Annotated in this window: 19 protein-coding genes; 10 read left to right on the top strand and 9 right to left on the bottom strand. The window is 71.8% G+C overall.

Translation table 11 applies throughout. From position 1 onward, the window contains the following. Window positions 1-4 precede the first annotated feature (4 nt). From tpiA to C7C46_RS24520, 3 genes are all read left to right on the top strand, one after another. Window positions 5-790 (top strand): triose-phosphate isomerase, encoded by a 786-nt coding sequence (tpiA, locus tag C7C46_RS36740; RefSeq protein ID WP_110672076.1) that lies wholly within the window; start codon window positions 5-7, stop codon window positions 788-790. 97 nt (window positions 791-887) lie between these two features. Then, on the top strand, window positions 888-1,124 hold the full coding sequence (gene secG / locus C7C46_RS24525; RefSeq protein ID WP_110672075.1) for a preprotein translocase subunit SecG: 237 nt from the start codon (window positions 888-890) through the stop codon (window positions 1,122-1,124). A 144-nt stretch (window positions 1,125-1,268) separates the two neighbouring features. Continuing rightward, window positions 1,269-1,604, top strand: coding sequence for an RNA polymerase-binding protein RbpA (locus C7C46_RS24520; protein ID WP_110672074.1), 336 nt, complete (start codon window positions 1,269-1,271; stop codon window positions 1,602-1,604). 65 nt (window positions 1,605-1,669) lie between these two features. Here the strand turns inward: C7C46_RS24520 and pgl are convergent, their stop codons facing one another. From pgl to tkt, 5 genes are all read right to left on the bottom strand, one after another. After that, window positions 1,670-2,458 (bottom strand): 6-phosphogluconolactonase, encoded by a 789-nt coding sequence (gene pgl, locus C7C46_RS24515; protein ID WP_110672073.1) that lies wholly within the window; start codon window positions 2,456-2,458, stop codon window positions 1,670-1,672. Then, a complete protein-coding gene (opcA, locus tag C7C46_RS24510) occupies window positions 2,455-3,501 on the bottom strand; it encodes a glucose-6-phosphate dehydrogenase assembly protein OpcA (RefSeq protein ID WP_110672072.1) in 1,047 nt (348 codons plus the stop codon). The genes pgl and opcA overlap by 4 nt, the downstream gene beginning before the upstream one ends. Continuing rightward, window positions 3,498-5,057 carry a glucose-6-phosphate dehydrogenase gene (gene zwf / locus C7C46_RS24505; protein WP_110672147.1) on the bottom strand — a complete coding sequence of 520 codons (1,560 nt, stop codon included), beginning with the start codon at window positions 5,055-5,057 and terminating at the stop codon, window positions 3,498-3,500. The genes opcA and zwf overlap by 4 nt, the downstream gene beginning before the upstream one ends. Window positions 5,058-5,119: 62 nt before the next feature. Then, window positions 5,120-6,265 (bottom strand): transaldolase, encoded by a 1,146-nt coding sequence (tal, locus tag C7C46_RS24500; RefSeq protein ID WP_110672071.1) that lies wholly within the window; start codon window positions 6,263-6,265, stop codon window positions 5,120-5,122. A gap of 32 nt (window positions 6,266-6,297) precedes the next feature. After that, complete coding sequence (tkt, locus tag C7C46_RS24495; RefSeq protein ID WP_110672070.1) at window positions 6,298-8,397, bottom strand: transketolase; 2,100 nt, start codon at window positions 8,395-8,397, stop codon at window positions 6,298-6,300. Between the two features lie 479 nt (window positions 8,398-8,876). On the opposite strand from tkt, the gene C7C46_RS24490 reads away from it, so the two are divergent. Next, the gene (locus tag C7C46_RS24490; RefSeq protein ID WP_110672146.1) at window positions 8,877-9,818 is read left to right on the top strand and encodes a heme o synthase; all 942 of its coding nucleotides are present in this window, start codon (window positions 8,877-8,879) and stop codon (window positions 9,816-9,818) included. 18 nt (window positions 9,819-9,836) lie between these two features. Here C7C46_RS24490 and C7C46_RS24485 read toward each other — a convergent pair whose 3' ends face one another. Next, window positions 9,837-10,478, bottom strand: a complete 642-nt coding sequence (locus C7C46_RS24485) for a DUF2461 domain-containing protein (RefSeq protein WP_110672069.1) — start codon at window positions 10,476-10,478, stop codon at window positions 9,837-9,839. Window positions 10,479-10,571: 93 nt separating this feature from the next. On the opposite strand from C7C46_RS24485, the gene C7C46_RS24480 reads away from it, so the two are divergent. Beyond that, window positions 10,572-10,901, top strand: coding sequence for a hypothetical protein (locus C7C46_RS24480; RefSeq protein ID WP_110672068.1), 330 nt, complete (start codon window positions 10,572-10,574; stop codon window positions 10,899-10,901). Between the two features lie 103 nt (window positions 10,902-11,004). On the opposite strand, the gene C7C46_RS24475 is transcribed toward C7C46_RS24480, so the two are convergent. Continuing rightward, window positions 11,005-11,970, bottom strand: a complete 966-nt coding sequence (locus C7C46_RS24475; protein ID WP_342775427.1) for a COX15/CtaA family protein — start codon at window positions 11,968-11,970, stop codon at window positions 11,005-11,007. A 429-nt stretch (window positions 11,971-12,399) separates the two neighbouring features. Here C7C46_RS24475 and C7C46_RS24470 point away from each other — a divergent pair, with 429 nt between their 5' ends. After that, on the top strand, window positions 12,400-13,008 hold the full coding sequence (locus C7C46_RS24470; protein WP_110672067.1) for an LAETG motif-containing sortase-dependent surface protein: 609 nt from the start codon (window positions 12,400-12,402) through the stop codon (window positions 13,006-13,008). Window positions 13,009-13,068: 60 nt separating this feature from the next. Here the strand turns inward: C7C46_RS24470 and C7C46_RS24465 are convergent, their stop codons facing one another. Both C7C46_RS24465 and C7C46_RS24460 read right to left on the bottom strand, forming a co-directional pair. Next, window positions 13,069-13,803, bottom strand: coding sequence for an ABC transporter permease (locus tag C7C46_RS24465; protein ID WP_110672144.1), 735 nt, complete (start codon window positions 13,801-13,803; stop codon window positions 13,069-13,071). 47 nt (window positions 13,804-13,850) lie between these two features. Continuing rightward, the gene (locus C7C46_RS24460) at window positions 13,851-14,780 is read right to left on the bottom strand and encodes an ABC transporter ATP-binding protein (protein WP_110672066.1); all 930 of its coding nucleotides are present in this window, start codon (window positions 14,778-14,780) and stop codon (window positions 13,851-13,853) included. Between the two features lie 157 nt (window positions 14,781-14,937). Here C7C46_RS24460 and C7C46_RS37400 point away from each other — a divergent pair, with 157 nt between their 5' ends. The 4 genes from C7C46_RS37400 to C7C46_RS24440 are packed head-to-tail and all read left to right on the top strand — an operon-like array spanning window position 14,938 to window position 18,807. After that, the gene (locus C7C46_RS37400; RefSeq protein WP_425470114.1) at window positions 14,938-15,792 is read left to right on the top strand and encodes a helix-turn-helix transcriptional regulator; all 855 of its coding nucleotides are present in this window, start codon (window positions 14,938-14,940) and stop codon (window positions 15,790-15,792) included. Next, complete coding sequence (gene sufB, locus C7C46_RS24450; RefSeq protein ID WP_110672065.1) at window positions 15,789-17,204, top strand: Fe-S cluster assembly protein SufB; 1,416 nt, start codon at window positions 15,789-15,791, stop codon at window positions 17,202-17,204. Before C7C46_RS37400 ends, sufB begins: the two co-directional genes overlap by 4 nt. Before the next feature lie 59 nt (window positions 17,205-17,263). Continuing rightward, complete coding sequence (gene sufD, locus C7C46_RS24445; protein ID WP_110672064.1) at window positions 17,264-18,493, top strand: Fe-S cluster assembly protein SufD; 1,230 nt, start codon at window positions 17,264-17,266, stop codon at window positions 18,491-18,493. Beyond that, the gene (locus tag C7C46_RS24440) at window positions 18,490-18,807 is read left to right on the top strand and encodes a bifunctional 3-phenylpropionate/cinnamic acid dioxygenase ferredoxin subunit (RefSeq protein ID WP_110672063.1); all 318 of its coding nucleotides are present in this window, start codon (window positions 18,490-18,492) and stop codon (window positions 18,805-18,807) included. The genes sufD and C7C46_RS24440 overlap by 4 nt, the downstream gene beginning before the upstream one ends. Window positions 18,808-18,809 lie beyond the last annotated feature (2 nt).

Genomic DNA, 18,809 nt, shown 5'->3' with positions numbered 1-18,809 from the left:
GCAGATGACTGAGCGTCTCCCGCTGATGGCGGGCAACTGGAAGATGAACCTCAACCACCTCGAGGCCATCCAGCACACCCAGAAGCTGGCCTTCGCGCTGGCCGACAAGGACTACGAGGCGGTCGAGGTCGCGGTGCTGACCCCGTTCACCGACCTGCGCTCGGTGCAGACCCTGGTCGACGGCGACAAGCTGAAGATCAAGTACGGCTCGCAGGACATCTCGGCCCACGACTCCGGTGCCTACACCGGCGAGATCTCCGGCCCGATGCTGGCCAAGCTCAAGTGCAGCTACGCGGTGATCGGCCACTCGGAGCGGCGCCAGTACCACGGCGAGAACGAGGAGATCGTCAACGCCAAGGTCAAGGCCGCCTACCGCAGCGCGATCACCCCGATCCTGTGCATCGGCGAGCCGCTGGAGATCCGCAAGGCCGGCACCCACGTCGCGTACACGCTGGCCCAGCTGGACGGTGCGCTGGAGGGGCTGACCGCGGCGGACGCCGAGTCGATCGTCGTCGCCTACGAGCCGGTCTGGGCGATCGGCACCGGCGAGGTGGCCACCCCGGAGGACGCGCAGGAGGTCTGCGGTGCGATCCGGGCCCGGCTGGCCGAGCTGTACGGCGCCGAGCTGGCCGACAAGGTCCGTGTGCTGTACGGCGGTTCGATGAAGGCCGGGAACGTGGCGGGCCTGATGGCCAAGCCCGACATCGACGGCGGCCTGATCGGCGGAGCCTCGCTGGACGCCGACGAGTTCGTCAAGATCGTGCGCTACCGCGAGCAGGCGGTAGGCTAACGCCCCCCTGGCAACGTAGTCTTTGGGCCGGACCCCTTTCCTGGCGGTCCGGCCCTTCGCCTCCTGACCCAAACAGAACGAGAGAGTTGGTCCCGCCGTGGTTCTCGGGTTCTCGATTGCCCTGATCATCTTCAGCCTGCTGATGGTCCTCCTGGTGCTGCTGCACAAGGGGAAGGGCGGCGGTCTGTCCGACATGTTCGGTGGCGGCTCGATGTCCACGGGCGGGGGTTCGGCGGTGGCCGAGCGCAACCTGGACCGGATCACGATCATCGTGGGCCTGGGCTGGTTCGCCTGCATCGTCGTCCTGGGCCTGCTCATCAAGGTCAAGGGCTGATCCGGACTCAGTTCCACAGGCGGTGCGGACAGAACCTTATCCGCTCCGTACACTAGGACAACTTGCCACTGTCCGCAGTCGGCGGCCGGTTGGCAGCGCCTGGGCACATCCCAGGCGGTTCCAGGGCATGCAGGGAGTCAGACCGTGGCAAGTGGCAACGCCATCCGTGGCAGCAGGGTCGGGGCAGGCCCGATGGGTGAGGCGGAGCGTGGTGAGTCCGCTCCGCGCACCCGGATCTCCTTCTGGTGCGCCAACAAGCACGAGACGCGGCCGAGCTTCGCAGCCGAGGCCGTCGTCCCGGAGACCTGGGACTGCCCGCGCTGCGGGTTCCCGGCCGGGCAGGACGAGCACAACCCGCCGGCGCCGTCGCGCAACGAGCCGTACAAGACGCACCTGGCCTACGTCCGCGAGCGGCGCAGCGACGCCGACGGCGAGGCGATCCTGGCCGAGGCGCTGGCCAAGCTGCGCGGCGAGATCTGAGGCGATGTGACGAGGGGTGGTGCACCTGACGGTGCACCACCCCTCTGCGCTGCTCTGACGGCCGGTCAGGCCGAAGCCGGCGGGTAGAGCTGCGGCGGCAGCTTGGCGGCCGCAGCCCGGTCCAGCAGCCAGAGCGTGCGGGCGGTGCCGTACGCGCCGGAGGCCGGGGCGAGCAGCTCGCCCGGGCCGGACAGCGCCAGCGCCACCGCGTCCGCCTTGTCCTCGCCGGCCGCCAGCAGCCAGACCTCGCGGGCCGCCCGGATGGCCGGCAGGGTCAGCGAGATCCGGGTAGGCGGCGGCTTCGGCGCCCCGCGCACCCCGACCACCGTGCGCGCGGTCTCCCGCACGCCCGGGTGCTCGGGGAAGAGCGAGGCCACGTGGGTGTCCGGGCCGACGCCCAGCAGCAGCACGTCGAAGGCCGGCACGCCGAGGCGGTCCTGCGGCCGGGCCGCCTTGGCCAGCTCCTCGGCGTACCGCTCGGCGGCGGCCTCCACGTCGGCGCCGTCCACCCCGTCCGAGGCGGGCATGAAGTGCACCCGCGCCGGGTCCAGCGGGACCCGCCCGAGCAGCTCGTCGGTGGCCTGCACCGCGTTGCGCTCGGGGTCGGCGGACGGGACGAACCGCTCGTCGCCCCACCACAGCTCCAGCCGGGACCAGTCCACCGCGTCCCGGGCCGGGGAGCCGGCGATCGCGGCCAGCAGCGCGTTGCCGTTGCGCCCGCCGGTGAGCACCACGGAGGCGGTGCCCCGGGCGGCCTGGGCATCGACGATCCGGGTGATCAGTCGCGCGGCGGCCGCCTGGGCCATCAGCTCCTTGTCGCGGTGCACCACCAGCTGCGGGGTGGCGGCGGTCATGCCTTGGTCCGCTTCCGGGGGGCGGCCTTCTTCGGCTCCTCCGCCGCGACGGCCTCGGCGGCCGCCTCGGTGGCGGCCTCGGCCGCAGCGGCCTCGGTGGCGGCCGGGACGGTGCCCCGCTCGATCAGCCGGCCCACCCCGGTGCGCACCGCGGCGGCGTAGATGTCGTCCGGGTCGAGTCTGCGCAGCTCCTCGGCGATCAGCTCGCTGGTCTCGCGCCGCTTGAGCGCCACCATCCGGTCCGGCGAGCCGGGGATGGACAGGGTGCCCATCAGCCCGTCCGGCCGGTCCAGCACGATGTCGCCGTCCGCGGTGCGCATCCGCACCGCGGTGATGCCCGGACCGCCGGTGACCACCCGCTCCACCGGGACCCGCAGGCGGTCGTGCAGCCACAGGCCGAGCAGCTCGACGCTGGGGTTGTAGGACTCGCCCTCGACCACCGCGGCGGTCACCGTGGCGGGCTTCTGGTCCAGCGCGGCGGCCAGCATCGAGCGCCAGCCGGTGATCCGGGTCCAGGCCAGGTCGGTGTCGCCGGGGGTGTAGCTGTCGGCGCGGACCGCCAGCTGGTCGACCGGCGACTCGGCGGTGACCGCGTCGGTGATCCGGCGCTGGGCGATCGCGCCCAGCGGGTCCTGGGCGGCGTGCAGCGGCGCGTTCTCCGGCCACCAGACCACCACGGGGGCGTCCGGCAGCAGCAGCGGCAGCACCACGGACTGCGCGTGCGAGACCAGCTCGCCGTGCATCCGCAGGATCACCGTCTCGCCCGAGCCGGCGTCGGAGCCGACCAGGATCTCGGCGTCCAGCCGCGTCCCGGCGCGGGCCCGGGGGGAGCGCCCGGCCCGCTTGATCACCGCGAGGATCCGCGAGGGGTGCTCGCGGGAGGCGTCGTTCGCCGCCCTGAGGGCGTCGTACGCGCTGCCTTCGTCCACCACGATCACCAGGGTCAGGACCATGCCGGCAGCGGTGGAACCGCTGGCCCGGCGGGCGTCCATCAGGGCGCTGTTGATCTTGCTTGCCGTGGTGTCGGTCAGGTCGATCTTCATGGCCGGCGCCAGCTCCTGCCGTCTCGTGCGAGCATCTCGTCCGCCTCGGCCGGGCCCCAGGTGCCGGCCGGGTACTGCGCGGGCTTGCCGTGCTGGTCCCAGTACTGCTCGATCGGGTCGAGGATCCCCCAGGAGAGCTCGACCTCCTGGTGGCGCGGGAACAGGTTGGCGTCGCCCAGCAGCACGTCCAGGATCAGCCGCTCGTAGGCCTCGGGGCTGGACTCGGTGAAGGACTCGCCGTAGGCGAAGTCCATCGTCACGTCCCGGACCTCCATCGAGGTGCCCGGGACCTTGGAACCGAACCGCACCGTGACGCCCTCGTCCGGCTGCACCCGGATGACCAGGGCGTTCTGCCCCAGCTCCTCGGTCGCGTAGGAGTCGAACGGCAGGTACGGGGCGCGCTGGAAGACCACCGCGATCTCGGTGACCCGCCGGCCCAGCCGCTTGCCGGTGCGCAGGTAGAACGGCACCCCGGCCCAGCGGCGGTTGTTGATCTCCAGCTTGATCGCGGCGTAGGTGTCGGTCTTGGACTCGGGGTTGATGCCGTCCTCGTCCAGGTAGCCGACCACCTCCTCGCCGCCCTGCCAGCCGGCCGCGTACTGGCCGCGGACCGTGTGCCGCCCCAGGTCCTTGGGCAGCTGCACGGCGCTGAGCACCTTGAGCTTCTCCGCCACCAGGGCCTTGGGGTGGAACGAGGCAGGCTCCTCGATGGCGGTCAGCGCCATCAGCTGGAGCAGGTGGTTCTGGATCACGTCACGGGCCGAGCCGATGCCGTCGTAGTAGCCGGCCCGGCCGCCGATGCCGATGTCCTCGGCCATGGTGATCTGCACGTGGTCCACGTAGGACCGGTTCCAGATCGGCTCGAACATCTGGTTGGCGAACCGCAGCGCCAGGATGTTCTGGACCGTCTCCTTGCCCAGGTAGTGGTCGATCCGGAACACCTCGTCCCGGGGGAAGACCTCGTGCACCACCTTGTTGAGCTCCTGGGCGCTCGCCAGGTCGTGGCCGAAGGGCTTCTCGATCACCGCGCGGCGCCAGGAGCCGGCCGGCGGGTCCGCCAGGCCGTGCTTCTTCAGCTGCTGCACCACGGTCGGGAAGAACTTCGGCGGCACCGAGAGGTAGAACGCGAAGTTGCCGCTGGTGCCCTGCGCCGCATCGAGGTCCTCGATGGTGCGGCGCAGGGTGTCGAAGGCCTCGTCGTCGTCGAAGGTGCCCTGGACGAACCGCATGCCCTTGGCGAGCTGCTCCCAGACCTCCTCCCGGAAGGGGGTGCGGGCGTGCTCCTTGACGGCGTCGTGCACCTCCTTGGCGAAGTCCTCGTGCTCCCACTCGCGGCGGGCGAAGCCCACCAGCGAGAAGCCCGGCGGCAGCAGGCCGCGGTTGGCCAGGTCGTAGATGGCCGGCATCAGCTTCTTGCGCGACAGGTCGCCGGTGACCCCGAAGATCACCAGGCCGGACGGGCCGGCGATCCGCGGCAGCCGGCGGTCGGCCGGGTCGCGCAGCGGGTTCGCCGGCCGCTCCGGAGCGCCGCCGGGGTCCCCCTCGGCCGCCTCCAGGTCGGGAAATGCCTGTGGATTGCTCACTGCTTGGGCTCCGCTTCCAGATCCGTAGAGCAGGGTCACTTACCGGCGGCGAAGGAGGCGAGCGAGGCGGTCACCGTGTCGAGCAGCTCCTGCCAGGAGGCCTCGAACTTGCTGACGCCCTCGTCCTCCAGGACCTGCACCACGTCGTCGTAGGAGACGCCCACCGCGGCCAGCGCGTCGAGCACGCCCTGCGCCTCGGCGTAGCCGCCGGTGATGGTGTCACCGCTCACCACGCCGTGGTCGCCGGTGGCGTCCAGGGTGGCCTCGGGCATGGTGTTGACGGTGCCGGGCGCGACCAGCTCGGTCACGTAGAGGGTGTCCGGCAGGGCCGGGTCCTTGACCCCGGTGGAGGCCCAGAGCGGGCGCTGCGGCTTGGCGCCGGCCGCCTCCAGGGCCTTCCAGCGGTCGCTGGCCGCCGTCTTGCCGTCCACCGAGCCGAACACCTCCTCGTACGCCTGGTAGGCGAGGCGGGCGTTGGCCAGCGCGGCCTTGGAGCGCAGCGCCTTGGCCTCGTCGGTGCCGATCGCGTCCAGCCGCTTGTCGATCTCGGTGTCCACCCGGGAGACGAAGAAGGAGGCCACCGACTCGATCGAGGACAGGTCGATGCCCTTGGCCTTGGCCTGCTCCAGGCCGGTCAGGAAGGCGTCGATCACCGCCTTGTAGCGCTCCAGCGAGAAGATCAGCGTGACGTTGACGCTGATGCCCCGCCCGATCACCTCGCTGATCGCCGGCAGGCCCGCCTCGGTGGCCGGGATCTTGATGAACGCGTTGGGGCGGTCCACCAGCCACCACAGCTGCTTGGCCTCGGCCACGGTCGGGGCGGTCTGGTGCGCCAGCCGCGGGTCGACCTCGATCGAGACCCGGCCGTCGCGCCCGTTGCTGGCGTCGTAGACCGGGCGCAGCACGTCGGCCGCGTCGCGCACGTCGGAGGTGGTGATCATGCGGATCGCCTCCTCGGTGGTGACCTGACGGAGCGCCAGGTCGCGCAGCTGGCCGTCGTAGGAGGTGTCGCCGCTGCCGGCGATCGCCTTCTGGAAGATGGTCGGGTTGGTGGTGACGCCCACCACGTGCTTGCTCTGCACGAGCTCGGCCAGGTTCCCGGTGTTCAGCCGGGTCCGGCTCAGGTCGTCCAGCCAGATTGCCACGCCTTCGTCGCTGAGGCGCTTCAGTGCGTCAGTCATGATTCGAATCCCCTGTAGGTCTTGAGCCGGAGTCAGCGGTTGACGGCTTCGAGCGAACGCAGCGACTTGTGCGCGGCGTGCGCGACGGCCTCCGCAGTGATACCGAACTCCTGGTACAGCACCTGGTAGTCCGCCGAGGCGCCGAAGTGTTCCAGGCTGACGATCTGTCCGTGGTCGCCCACGAACTCGCGCCAGCCCTGGGCGATGCCGGCCTCGACCGAGACCCGGGCCTTGACCGAGGGCGGCAGCACCTGGTCGCGGTAGGCCTGGTCCTGCTCGTTGAACCACTCCACCGACGGCATCGAGACGACCCGGGTGGCGACGCCCTCGGCCTCCAGTGCCTCGCGCGCCTGCATCGCGAGCTGCACCTCGGAGCCGGTGCCGATCAGGATCACCTGCGGGACCCCGTCGGAGGCCTCGGCCAGCACGTAGCCGCCCTTGGCCGCGCCCTCGGCGGAGCCGAAGACCTCGCGGTCCCAGGTCGGCACGCCCTGGCGGGTCAGCGCCAGGCCGACCGGGCCGGGGTGGGTGGTGTGCCGCTCCAGCACGGTGCGCCACACGACCGCGGTCTCGTTGGCGTCGGCCGGGCGGACCACCGACAGGCCGGGGATGGCGCGCAGCGCGGCCAGGTGCTCGACCGGCTGGTGGGTCGGGCCGTCCTCGCCCAGGCCGATCGAGTCGTGCGTCCAGACGTAGGTGACCGGCAGCTTCATCAGCGCGGCCAGTCGCACCGCCGGGCGCATGTAGTCGGAGAAGACCAGGAAGGTGCCGCCGTACACCCGGGTCCGGCCGTGCAGCGCGATGCCGTTCATGGTCGAGCCCATGGCGTGCTCGCGGATGCCGAAGTGGATGGTGCGGCCGTACGGGTCGGCGCCCTTGAGCGGGTTGCCCGCCGGGAGGAAGGAGCTCTCCTCGTCGATGGTGGTCAGGTTGGACTCGGCCAGGTCGGCCGAACCGCCCCACAGCTCCGGGATCACCGAGCCGAAGGCCTTCAGCGCGTCGCCGCTGGCCTTGCGGGTGGCGACGTCCTTGCCGGCCGGGAAGACCGGGGTGAGCTTCTTCCAGCCGTTCGGCAGCTCGCCGGACTGGATCCGGTCGAACTCGGCGGCCTTGGCCGGGTTGGCCTCGCGCCAGGCCAGGTAGGACTTCTCCCACTCGGCGCGGGCGGCCTTGCCGCGCTGGATCACCTGGCGGGTGTGGGCCAGCACCTCGTCGCTGACCTCGAAGGTGCGCTCGGGGTCGAAGCCCAGCACCTTCTTGGTGGCGGCGATCTCGGCAGCGCCGAGCGCCGAGCCGTGCGCCTTGGCGGTGTTCTGCGCGTCCGGGGCCGGCCAGGCGATGATGGTGCGCATCGCGATCAGCGAGGGGCGCTCGGTCTCGGCCTTGGCGGCGGCGAGTGCGGCGGCCAGCTCCTGCACGTCCACGTCGCCGTTGGGCTTCTGGTCGATCCGCTGCACGTGCCAGCCGTAGGCGGCGTAGCGGGCCAGCACGTCCTCGGAGAAGGCGGTCTGGGTGCTGCCCTCGATCGAGATGTGGTTGTCGTCGTAGAGCGCGACCAGGTTGCCCAGCTTCTGGTGGCCGGCCAGCGAGGAGGCCTCGGCGGAGACGCCCTCCTCCAGGTCGCCGTCGGAGACGATGGCCCAGACGGTGTGGTCGAACGGCGACTCGCCGGCCGCCGCCCCGGAGTCGAACAGGCCGCGCTCGTAGCGGGCCGCCATCGCCATGCCCACCGCGTTGGCGATGCCCTGGCCGAGCGGGCCGGTGGTGGTCTCCACGCCCGCGGTGTGCCCGTGCTCGGGGTGGCCCGGGGTGCGGCTGCCGGCCACCCGGAAGGACTTCAGGTCGTCCAGCTCAAGGCCGTAGCCGGAGAAGAAGAGCTGGGTGTAGAGCGTCATGCTGGTGTGGCCCGGGGACAGCACGAAGCGGTCCCGGCCGACCCAGTTGGGGTCGGTGGGGTCGTGGCGCAGGAAGCGCTGGAAGATCACGTAGGCGGCCGGGGCCAGCGCCATGGCGGTGCCCGGGTGGCCGTTTCCGACCTTCTGCACGGCGTCCATGGCCAGAACCCGGGCCGTGTCCACCGTGCGCTCGTCGAGAGCGGTCCACTCGATTGCGTTCGTCGGCGTCGTGCTCACCCTTCTCAGGGCTCCTTCCGTATTGAGGTGTCACCCCGTGAAGGGACCGGGTCCGGCCCACGTCGCTGTGGTCCTGACGCTAGATCGTGCCCGGTCACGGAGGGTTGATCCCGCTTCGAGGCCGAGCCTACCGCTCGGGCCGGGGCCCGCCTTCCGTACGGGGACAATCGGGAGTTTCGCGCTCGGTTGCAGGACCTACTGTGCGGAGTGCGGCGGGCACGCACCGCTTCGCCGCGGACGCGGCCGGTGTCCTGACGGACGGTCGGCACCGGTCCCACCTCGGCACGGTCCGGCCCGGATCGCTTGTCGGCGAACGGGGTGCTTCACCCGGCGGGGTGCCCGCGGCCCCGTCAGGAGACCCCGGAGCCGATCGCCGGATCGGAACCGTCTAAGGTGGCGTGGTACGCGCAGCGTGAACGGATTCACGAGCTCCTCGGAACCGGGACGCCTGCGAAGATTCATCTTCAGTTGGGGTGTTCGTGACCGCCGTCGAATCCCGCCCCGCCGGGGGAGTCGGGACACCCCCCGGCCGCCGGTCGTTCGGGGCCCGTGTCGGGGCGTTCGTCGCACTGACCAAGCCGCGGATCATCGAGCTGCTGCTGATGAGCACGGTGCCGGTGATGTTCCTGGCCCAGCGCGGGGTGCCGAACCTGCTCACGGTGCTGTCGGTGGTGGTCGGCGGGTACCTGTCGGCCGGCGGGGCGAACGCCCTCAACATGTACATCGACCGCGACATCGACGCGGTGATGACCCGCACCGAGAAGCGGCCGATCGTGACCGGGATGGTCGCGCCCCGCGAGGCGGTGGTCTTCGGCATCGCGCTGGGCGTGGCCTCCACGCTCTGGCTGGGTCTGCTGGTCAACTGGCTCTCGGCCGGCCTGGCGCTGACCGGTTACCTCTTCTACGTCTTCGTCTACACCCTGGGCCTGAAGCGCCGCACCGCCCAGAACATCGTCTGGGGCGGGATCGCCGGCTGCATGCCGGTGCTGGTGGGCTGGGCGGCGGTGAAGAACTCGCTGGACTGGGCGCCGTTCGTGCTCTTCCTGGTGGTCTTCTTCTGGACCCCGCCGCACTACTGGCCGCTCTCCATGAAGGTCCGCGAGGACTACGAGAAGGCCGGGGTGCCGATGCTGCCGGTCACCGCGGGGAACCTCGCGGTGGCCCGACAGATCGTCATCTACAGCTGGGTCATGGTGGTCGTGTCGCTGGCGCTGTGGCCGCTGGGGCACACCAGCTGGCTCTACCCGGTGGCCGCGGTGCTGCTGGGGGCCTGCTGGCTCAAGGAGGCGCACGGGCTGCTGCGCCGGGCCAAGGCCGGGGTCACCGGGGCCAAGCTCAAGGAGATGCGGCTCTTCCACTGGTCGATCACCTATTTGACGCTGCTGATGGTGGCGATCGCGGTGGACCCGTTCATCCACTGACGCCGACCCTGCCCCGGCTCAGCGCGGCGCCTCCTGGCTCGGCCCGACCCGGTGGTCGAGCCAGTCCTTGAGCGGGCGGGCCCCGCGCAGGAAGGCGAGCAGGTGCTCGGCCGCCGCGGGGGTGCTCAACCAGGGCTCGACCTCCCACTCCCGCCAGGCGATCAGGCCCTTGTGGCGCAGCAGTCCGATCCGCGGGTGGTCCTTCGGGTAGCCGCGCGGGGCGGTCTTCAGTGAGTCCCGGCCGACCACCGGGACCCCGTCCGCGGTCAGCGCGGCGACCACCCGCTCCAGCTCGCGCCCGGTGACCTCCTCGGCCACCGCCGCGCGGTAGCGCTCCAGTTGGTCGGCGGCCAGGTGGTACATGCCCAGCCCCGAGGCCAGCCCCCGGGCGGACAGCTGCACGTAGCCGCCGTGTTCGAAGAACAGCCCGAGGTGCGTCTTGTACGGGGACTTGTCGGCGCTGAACCGCAGGTCCCGGTTGGGGCGGAAGATCTTGCCGTCGCCTAGTTCGGGCTCCAGCCGGGCCAGCAACTCCTCGGCGGGTGCCAGCACCGCCTCCTGGTACGTCTCCTTGTGGTCGTTCCAGTAGGTCCTGGAGTTGTCGGCCTCCAGGCCCTCGTAGAAGTCCAGCGCCTCGAGCGGCCAGCCGTGGAAGGTCATGGTCCAAGCCTAGGAGTCCGCCGACCGGGTGTGTGGCCCGCGGCACAGCACCCACCCGTCGCCAGCCCCCGTACCCGTGGGTAGCATGCGGGCATGAGCAGCGCAGAGACCCTCGCCCCCGCGGCGGACGCCCGTGCCGAGCGGCGCGCGAAGCGGATCGCCAAGAACCTGACCGCGTTCAGTCGCCGGCACGGCGGCAGCGCCGACGGCGTGGTGGAGTACGTCGGCCAGGCGGCCACCCGGATCGTGCTGGTCGGCGCGGACGGCTCCTGGGGCGACCAGGTGGCGCCCAGCTACGCGATCGGCAGGCGGGCTGCCGAGCTGGCCGGCCTGACGCTGCACGAGTCCTTCGAGGGCGAGCTGGCGCTGCGGGTGCGCACCGGCCCGTACGAGTGGAAGCGGATGGCCGGCATCCAGATCTGATGCCGCAGCTGACGCGGCCTCAATGACCGAGGCCCTGGCCCCCCGGGTGCGGAGTGGGGGTCAGGGCCTCTGTGCTGCCTGTCGGCGGGGCGGACGCTGCGGCTCAGAGCGCCGCGGCCGCGGGCTGCTGCTGGGCGGGGAGCGCCTGGTCCGCCGCCGCGTCCTCGCGCACCCGCAGCGCCAGCGGGATCCGCAGCGCCGCGATCCAGGTCAGCGTGGCGCCCAGCATGTGCAGGCCGACCAGCAGCTCCGGCACCTCGGTGAAGTACTGGACGTAGCCGATCACGCCCTGCAGCAGCAGCACCAGGAACAGCTCCCGGGCCCGGGCCCGGGCGGCCGGCGGTGCCTTGACCGCGGCGAGGGCGAAGATCACCGCCAGGGCGAGGCCGACCGTGACGAAGGCGAGGTCCGCGTGGACCTGGGCCAGCCGGTCGTAGTCGACCGGCACCCGGGGCACGTCCGAGGAGTCGCCCGGGTGGTGCCCGGCGCCGGTCACCAGGGTCCCGGCCACCACCAGCGCGCCGGTCACCGCGACCAGCACCTGGCTCAGCCGCCGCAGCGGCTCGGCCACCAGGGCCCGGGCCGGCCCGTCCCCCTCACTGGACCGCTCCCAGGTCAGCACCGCGACCCAGACCAGGGCCAGCGCGGCGAGCATGTGCGCGGCCACCACGTACGGGTTGAGGCCGGCCAGCACCGTGATGCCGCCGAGCACCGCGTTGCTCATCACCACCCAGAACTGCGCCCAGCCCAGCCGGGTCAGGCCGCTGCGCCACGGTCGGGCACAGCGGGCCGCCAGGATGGCCCAGCCGACTGCCGCGCAGAGCACGTAGGTGAGCATCCGGTTGGTGAACTCGATGATCCCGTGCACCCCCATCGCGGGCGTCGGGGTCAGGCTCTGCGCCGTGCAGGTGGGCCAGGTGCTGCAGCCCAGGCCGGACCCGGTCAGGCGGACCGCGCCGCCGGTCACCACGATGACCACGCTCATCACCAGCGCGGTCAGGGCCGCTGCCCGGACCTGGGCGGCGGACGGGTGCCAGCGCTCGGCGAGCAGGGAGAAGGGGGTACGCACGGACTCATCGTAAGGGGCGGTTCGGGTGATCTTGCGTCGGGGGCGAGGCTGCTGGACGGGGTGCCGGGCCGCCCGGAAACGGAGGTTCGCGGGCAAGCCGGATATTGGTCTTGACGAAGAGGCGGGCTGCGCCGAAAAGTGCGCCCAGACCCACTCGTCCCGACTCGGTGATGACCGGGCGGGGTCGGCCCGCGGGCCTGACGCCACCTCGGAGAACGGTAGGTCGGCCCCGGCGAGGAGTTCCGTTCGCCGGGGTTCGCCGGGTCCGGGGCAGCTCGGTGCGTCCGGCGCCAGGGTGAATCCGGTCGTTCTGTTTCGGGGGTGGGCCGCGGTGGGCGGCGGTAGAGTCCCCACACACCACTTGTAGCCGGTCGCTCACCAGTTCTGGCAACGCCCGTGCTGCACACCACCTTTGGGAGGGATCAGAGTATGGCGCGACATGGGCGGATATCCGGCCGGACGCTGGCCGGGGCAGCGGCCCTCGCAGTGGTCGGCGTCGGCGCACTGGGCGGCACGGCGTCGGCGCACACGCCGTCGGTGACCAGCACCTGCACGACGGCCACGGTCAAGCTGACCGGTTACAACGACAAGGTCACCAACACGGTGACGGTGACGATCGACGGCAAGGTGGTCGTCGACCACCAGACCTTCGGCGGCACCTTCAAGCAGGACTTCCCGATCGCGGCGCACACCAAGCCGGTCCACGTGGTGGCGGACGTCATCGCCGGGGACGACCTCAAGGGCCACAACGGCTGGACCGGTCAGTTCCCCACGGACGTGCCGGTCTGCCCGCCGCCCACCACCCCGCCGGCCAGCCCCACGCCGACGCCGACCCCGAGCCCCACCCCGACGCCCACGGCGGCTCCGACCAGCAAGGCGCCGACGACCAAGGCGCCCAGCCCCTCGCCGACCGGCCCGCAGCTCGCCTCCACCGGTGGCGGCAGCAACAGCGGCCTGATCGCCGGGATCGGCGTGGGCGTGCTGGTGATCGGTGGCGGCCTGGTCTTCGCCACCCGTCGTCGGGCGAACCGCCACTGACGACCCGACAGCCGGCCGTCGGCGCCCTGCGGGGTGCCGGCGGCCGGTCAGGTCAGCGGCTCACTCCCAGCGGAAGAACCGAGCCGCGGCCGCCAGGCCCAGCACCGCCCATCCGGCCAGCACCCCCAGGTCGCCCCAGGGCACCCCGGCCCCGGTCTGCAGCACCGCGCGCAGCCCGTCGGAGAGCGCGCTGATCGGCAGCGCCTCCAGCACCGGGCGCACCGCGCCGGGGAACTTGGCCAGCGGTACCACCACCCCGCCGCCGAGCAGCAGCAGGACGAAGACCAGGTTGGCCGCCGCCAGGGTGGCCTCCGCCTTGAGCGTGCCGGCCATCAGCAGCCCGAGCCCGGAGAAGGCCGCGGTGCCCAGTACCAGGAGCAGGAGCACGGCGAGCGCCCCTGACGGTGTATCCAGCCCGTGCGGCGACCAGCCCAGCGCCAGCGCGATCGCCGACAGCAGCGCCACCTGCAGCGCCTCGGTGACCAGCACGCAGCCGGTCTTGGCGGTGAGCAGCGCCCAGCGCGGCAGCGGGCTCGCGCCCAGCCGCTTCAGCACGCCGTAGCGCCGCTCGAAGCCGGTGGCGATGGCCTGGCCGGTGAAGGCGGTGGACAGCACCGCCAGCGCCAGCAGCCCGGGCGCCAGGAAGTCCACCCGCTTGCCGGGCCCGGCCACCGCCACCACGTCCACGGCGCTGAACAGCACCAGCAGCACGGTCGGGATCACCACGGTGAGCAGCAGCTGCTCGCCGTTGCGCAGCAGCATCCGGGTCTCGAAGGCGGTCTGCGCCAGCAGCATCCGGCCCACCGGGGCGGCGCCGGGCCGGGGGGAGTGGTCGACGGTGGTCACGAGCGCAGCTCCCTGCCGGTCAGTTCGAGGAAGACGTCTTCCAGGCCGCGACGCTGCACGGTCAGTTTCTCGGGCAGCACCCCGGCCGCGGCGCACCAGGCGGTGACCGCGGCGACCAGCTGCGGGTCGAGCGGGGTGGCGTCCACCCGGTAGGAGCCGGGGGCCAGCTCGACGGCCGCGGCGCCGTCGGGCAGCACCTTGGTCAGCGCGCCCAGGTCCAGGCCGGCCGGCCCGGCGAAGTGCAGGCTGGACTCGGCGCCGCCGCGGCACAGCTGCTCGGGGCTGCCCTGGGCGATCACCCGGCCGTGGTCCACGATCGCCACCGCGTCGGCCAGCTGCTCGGCCTCGTCCATGTAGTGGGTAGTGACCACCACGGTCACCCCGTCCCGGCGCAGGTCGCGGACCAGGTCCCAGGTGGCGTGGCGGGCCTGCGGGTCCAGGCCGGCGGTGGGCTCGTCCAGGAAGACCAGCTCGGGGCGGCCGACCACGGCCATCGCCAGGGCGAGCCGCTGCTGCTGGCCGCCGGAGAGCCGGCGGTAGGTGGTGCGGCCGCAGGAGCCGAGGCCGAGGCGTTCGACCAGGGCGTCCACCTCCAGCGGGTGGGCGTGCAGCTTGGCGGTGTGCCGCAGCATCTCCGCGGCGCGCGCTCCGGCGTACACGCCGCCGGACTGGAGCATCACGCCGATCCGGGGTCGTAGCTCACCCGCCTGGCGCACCGGGTCCAGGCCGAGCACCCGCACGGTGCCCGCGTCCGGGCGGCGGTAGCCCTCGCAGGTCTCGATGGTGGTGGTCTTGCCGGCGCCGTTGGGGCCCAGCACGGCGGTGACGGTGCCGCGCTCGATCCGCAGGTCGAGGCCGTCCACGGCGGCCTTCGCGCCGTACCGCTTGACCAGCCCGGCGATCTCGACGGCGGGGTGTGCATCCATGGCGGCGAGTCTAAGAGTGCGCAACCCCGATCCGGACCGGCGGCCCCCAGTCCTCGTCCGCCCAGGTCAGGTAAGGCTTACCTTCCGTGACGGAGGACACCGCTGAGGCGTGGGTCACGGCTTGTTTGGTCGGCGGGAATTACGCAACAATGGTGTTGTGAAAAACGTGCGGGAGCAGCTGGAGCAGCCGGAGGCCGAGTCGGCCCCCGGTTGTCCGGTGCCCGCGACCCCGGCCGAGGTCCTGCTGGACGGCCACCGGGCGACCCGGGACCGGGTCGCCCGCTCGATCCTGGACCACGGCCCCTCCTCGGCCGCCGACCTGGCCGGCCGGCTGGGCCTGACGGCCGCCGCGGTCCGCCGCCACCTGGAGGGGCTGGCCGCCGCCGGCCTGGTCGAGTCCCGCGAGCAGCGGGTCTACGGCAGCCGCGGCCGCGGCCGCCCGGCCAAGGTCTTCGCCCTCACCGAGTCCGGCCGGGACGCCTTCTACCAGGCCTACGACCAGCTCGCCGCCGACGCGCTGCGCTGGATCGCCGAGTCGGTGGGCGGCGGCAAGGCCGGGGAGGAGGCGGTCGCCGCCTTCGCCCGGGCCCGGTTCGGCAAGCAGGGCCAGAAGTACCAGGGCAGCGTGCGCGAGGCCGCCCCCGAGCGGCGGGCCGAGGCGCTGGCCGAGGCCCTGAGCGCGGACGGGTACGCTGCCACGGTGCGGCGGGGCCCCAGCGCGACGGCTGCCAAGGCGCCGGCCGGAGCCCAGCTCTGCCAGCACCACTGCCCGGTGGCGCACATCGCCGAGCAGTTCCCCCAGCTCTGCGAGGCGGAGACCGAGGTCTTCTCCCAGCTGCTGGGCACCCACGTGCAACGGCTGGCCACCATCGCCCACGGCGACGGGGTCTGCACCACCTATGTGCCGGCACCCGGTGCCGCACCGTCGCCCCGTCCGGGTCCCGGTGCAGCGCCGACTGCCGGTACGTCGACCGAAACACCCGCTACGTCCGCGCGGAGGAGTCCCGCATGACTGACACCGTTTCCCACCCGGAGCTCGAGGGTCTGGGCACCTACGAATACGGCTGGTCGGACTCCGACGCGGCCGGCTCGGTGGCCAAGCGCGGCCTGAGCGAGGAGGTCGTCCGCGACATCTCGGCGAAGAAGTCCGAGTCGGAGTGGATGCTCAACCTGCGCCTCAAGGGCCTCAAGCTGTTCGGCAAGAAGCCCATGCCGACCTGGGGTTCCGACCTGACCGGCATCGACTTCGACAACATCAAGTACTTCGTCCGGTCGACCGAGAAGCAGGCCGAGTCCTGGGAGGACCTGCCCGCCGACATCAAGGCGACCTACGACAAGCTGGGCATCCCGGAGGCGGAGAAGCAGCGCCTGGTCGCCGGTGTCGCCGCGCAGTACGAGTCCGAGGTGGTCTACCACCAGATCCGCGAGGACCTGGAGGAGCAGGGTGTCATCTTCCTGGACACCGACACCGCGCTCAAGCAGCACCCGGAGCTCTTCCAGGAGTACTTCGGCACCGTGATCCCGGCCGGCGACAACAAGTTCGCCGCGCTGAACACCGCGGTCTGGTCCGGCGGGTCGTTCATCTACGTGCCGAAGGGCGTGCACGTGGACATCCCGCTGCAGGCCTACTTCCGGATCAACACCGAGAACATGGGCCAGTTCGAGCGGACGCTGATCATCGTCGACGAGGACGCCTACGTCCACTACGTCGAGGGCTGCACCGCGCCGATCTACTCCTCGGACTCGCTGCACAGCGCCGTGGTCGAGATCATCGTCAAGAAGGGCGGCCGCTGCCGCTACACGACGATCCAGAACTGGTCGAACAACGTCTACAACCTGGTCACCAAGCGCGCCGTGGCGTACGAGGGCGCGACCATGGAGTGGGTCGACGGCAACATCGGCTCCAAGGTCACCATGAAGTACCCGGCCGTCTACCTGATGGGCGAGCACGCCAAGGGCGAGACCCTGTCGATCGCCTTCGCGGGCGAGGGCCAGCACCAGGACGCCGGCGCCAAGATGGTGCACCTGGCGCCGAACACCTCCTCCAACATCGTCTCCAAGTCGGTGGCCCGGGGCGGCGGCCGCACCTCGTACCGCGGTCTGATCGAGATCGGCGAGGGCTCCAAGGGGGCCAAGTCCAACGTGCTGTGCGACGCGCTGCTGGTGGACACCATCTCCCGCTCGGACACCTACCCGTACGTGGACGTGCGCGAGGACGACGTGTCCATGGGCCACGAGGCGACCGTCTCCAAGGTCAGCGAGGACCAGCTCTTCTACCTGATGAGCCGCGGCATGACCGAGTTCGAGGCGATGGCGATGATCGTGCGCGGCTTCGTCGAGCCGATCGCGCGCGAGCTGCCGATGGAGTACGCGCTGGAGCTGAACCGGCTGATCGAGCTGCAGATGGAGGGCTCCGTCGGCTGACCCGCCGTCAGCTGCCCCCGCCCACCCGAACCTTGACGAAGAGAGCACCACGAACAGCCATGGCTGAGCAGAACACCACCGGCTCCACCACCGCCGGGTCGATCGAGGTCGGCACCGCCGGTGCCGGCGCGCAGCTGGCAGGTCCCGGCACCGGCCGGACCGCGGTCCAGCAGCCGATCGACGCGCGCGTCGCGGTCAAGCCCTCGTACGACGTGAACGACTTCCCGGTGCCCACCGGCCGCGAGGAGGACTGGCGGTTCACCCCGCTGCACCGCCTGGCCGGCCTGCACGACGGCACCGCCGCCGCTGCGGAGCGGGGCGAGAACAAGGTCGGCTTCAGCCTGCCGGCCGGCGTCACCGCCGACCTGGTCGGCCGGGACGACGCCCGGGTCGGCCGGGCCGGCAAGCCGGTCGACCGGGTCGCCGCGCAGGCGTTCAGCGCCTTCGAGCAGGCGCTCGTGGTCACCGTCCCCAGGGACGCGGTGCTCACCGAGCCGGTCAAGGTGGACGTGCACGGCGAGGGCGGGGTGCGCTTCGACCACCTGGTGATCGAGGTCCAGCCGTTCGCCGAGGCCGTGGTGGTGCTCAGCCACACCGGCACCGGCACCCGGGCCGCCAACGTCGAGCTGCTGGTCGGCGACGGCGCCAAGCTGACCTTCGTCTCGGTCCAGGACTGGGAGCGGGACGCGGTGCACGTCGCCCAGCACACCGCGCTGGTCGGCCGGGACGCCTCGCTCAAGTCGGTCGTGGTGACCTTCGGCGGCGACCTGGTCCGGCTCCACCCGCGGGTCACCTACGCGGCCGCCGGCGGCGAGGCCGAGCTGTTCGGCCTCTACTTCGCCGACGCCGGCCAGCACCTCGAGCACCGCCTGCAGATCGACCACGACACCCCGCACTGCCGGTCCAACGTGGTCTACAAGGGCGCGCTTCAGGGCCAGGACGCGCACGCCGTCTGGGTCGGCGACGTGCTGATCCGGGCCGCCGCCGAGGGCACCGACACCTACGAGCTCAACCGCAACCTGGTGCTCACCGACGGCGCCCGGGTGGACTCGATCCCCAACCTGGAGATCGAGACCGGCGAGATCGTGGGCGCCGGACACGCCTCGGCGACCGGCCGCTTCGACGACGAGCAGCTGTTCTACCTGCAGTCGCGCGGCATCTCCCAGGAGGAGGCCCGCCGCCTGGTGGTGCGCGGCTTCTTCGCCGAACTGGTCCAGCAGATCGGCGTGGCCGACCTGCACGACCACCTGATGGAGAAGATCGAGGCCGAGCTGGCGGGTGTCGCGTGAGCTTTCTGCGTGTCTGTTCGCTGAGCGAGCTGGCCGAGGACACCCCCAAGCGGGTCCAGGTCGACGGCGTCGCGGTCTCGGTGGTGCACACCGACGGCGAGGTGTACGCGATCAACGACACCTGCTCGCACGCCAACGTCTCGCTCTCCGAGGGTGAGGTCGAGGACTGCCGGATCGAGTGCTGGCTGCACGGCTCCAGCTTCGACCTGCGCACCGGGAAGCCCTCCGGACTGCCCGCGACCAAGCCGGTCCCCGTTTACCCCGTAAAGATCGAAGGGGACGACGTGCTCGTCTCCGTGTCCCAGGAGTCCTGAGC

Source organism: Streptomyces tateyamensis (assembly GCF_003205575.1).
Lineage (GTDB): Bacteria > Actinomycetota > Actinomycetes > Streptomycetales > Streptomycetaceae > Kitasatospora > Kitasatospora tateyamensis.
Note: the sequence above shows the minus strand (reverse complement) of the source record. Positions and strands in the feature narration are given on the sequence as shown.

What these genes read in the sequence shown, in the direction of transcription:
- C7C46_RS24480 (WP_110672068.1), top strand. Translation starts at nt 10,572, where the DNA reads ATGAGCAGCGCAGAGACCCTCGCCCCCGCGGCGGACGCCCGTGCCGAG.
- tpiA (WP_110672076.1), top strand. Translation starts at nt 5, where the DNA reads ATGACTGAGCGTCTCCCGCTGATGGCGGGCAACTGGAAGATGAACCTC.
- sufB (WP_110672065.1), top strand. Translation starts at nt 15,789, where the DNA reads ATGACTGACACCGTTTCCCACCCGGAGCTCGAGGGTCTGGGCACCTAC.
- C7C46_RS24460 (WP_110672066.1), bottom strand. Translation starts at nt 14,780, where the DNA reads ATGGATGCACACCCCGCCGTCGAGATCGCCGGGCTGGTCAAGCGGTAC.
- C7C46_RS24470 (WP_110672067.1), top strand. Translation starts at nt 12,400, where the DNA reads ATGGCGCGACATGGGCGGATATCCGGCCGGACGCTGGCCGGGGCAGCG.
- sufD (WP_110672064.1), top strand. Translation starts at nt 17,264, where the DNA reads ATGGCTGAGCAGAACACCACCGGCTCCACCACCGCCGGGTCGATCGAG.
- pgl (WP_110672073.1), bottom strand. Translation starts at nt 2,458, where the DNA reads ATGACCGCCGCCACCCCGCAGCTGGTGGTGCACCGCGACAAGGAGCTG.
- tal (WP_110672071.1), bottom strand. Translation starts at nt 6,265, where the DNA reads ATGACTGACGCACTGAAGCGCCTCAGCGACGAAGGCGTGGCAATCTGG.
- C7C46_RS24485 (WP_110672069.1), bottom strand. Translation starts at nt 10,478, where the DNA reads ATGACCTTCCACGGCTGGCCGCTCGAGGCGCTGGACTTCTACGAGGGC.
- C7C46_RS24465 (WP_110672144.1), bottom strand. Translation starts at nt 13,803, where the DNA reads ATGCTGCTGGCGCAGACCGCCTTCGAGACCCGGATGCTGCTGCGCAAC.
- opcA (WP_110672072.1), bottom strand. Translation starts at nt 3,501, where the DNA reads ATGAAGATCGACCTGACCGACACCACGGCAAGCAAGATCAACAGCGCC.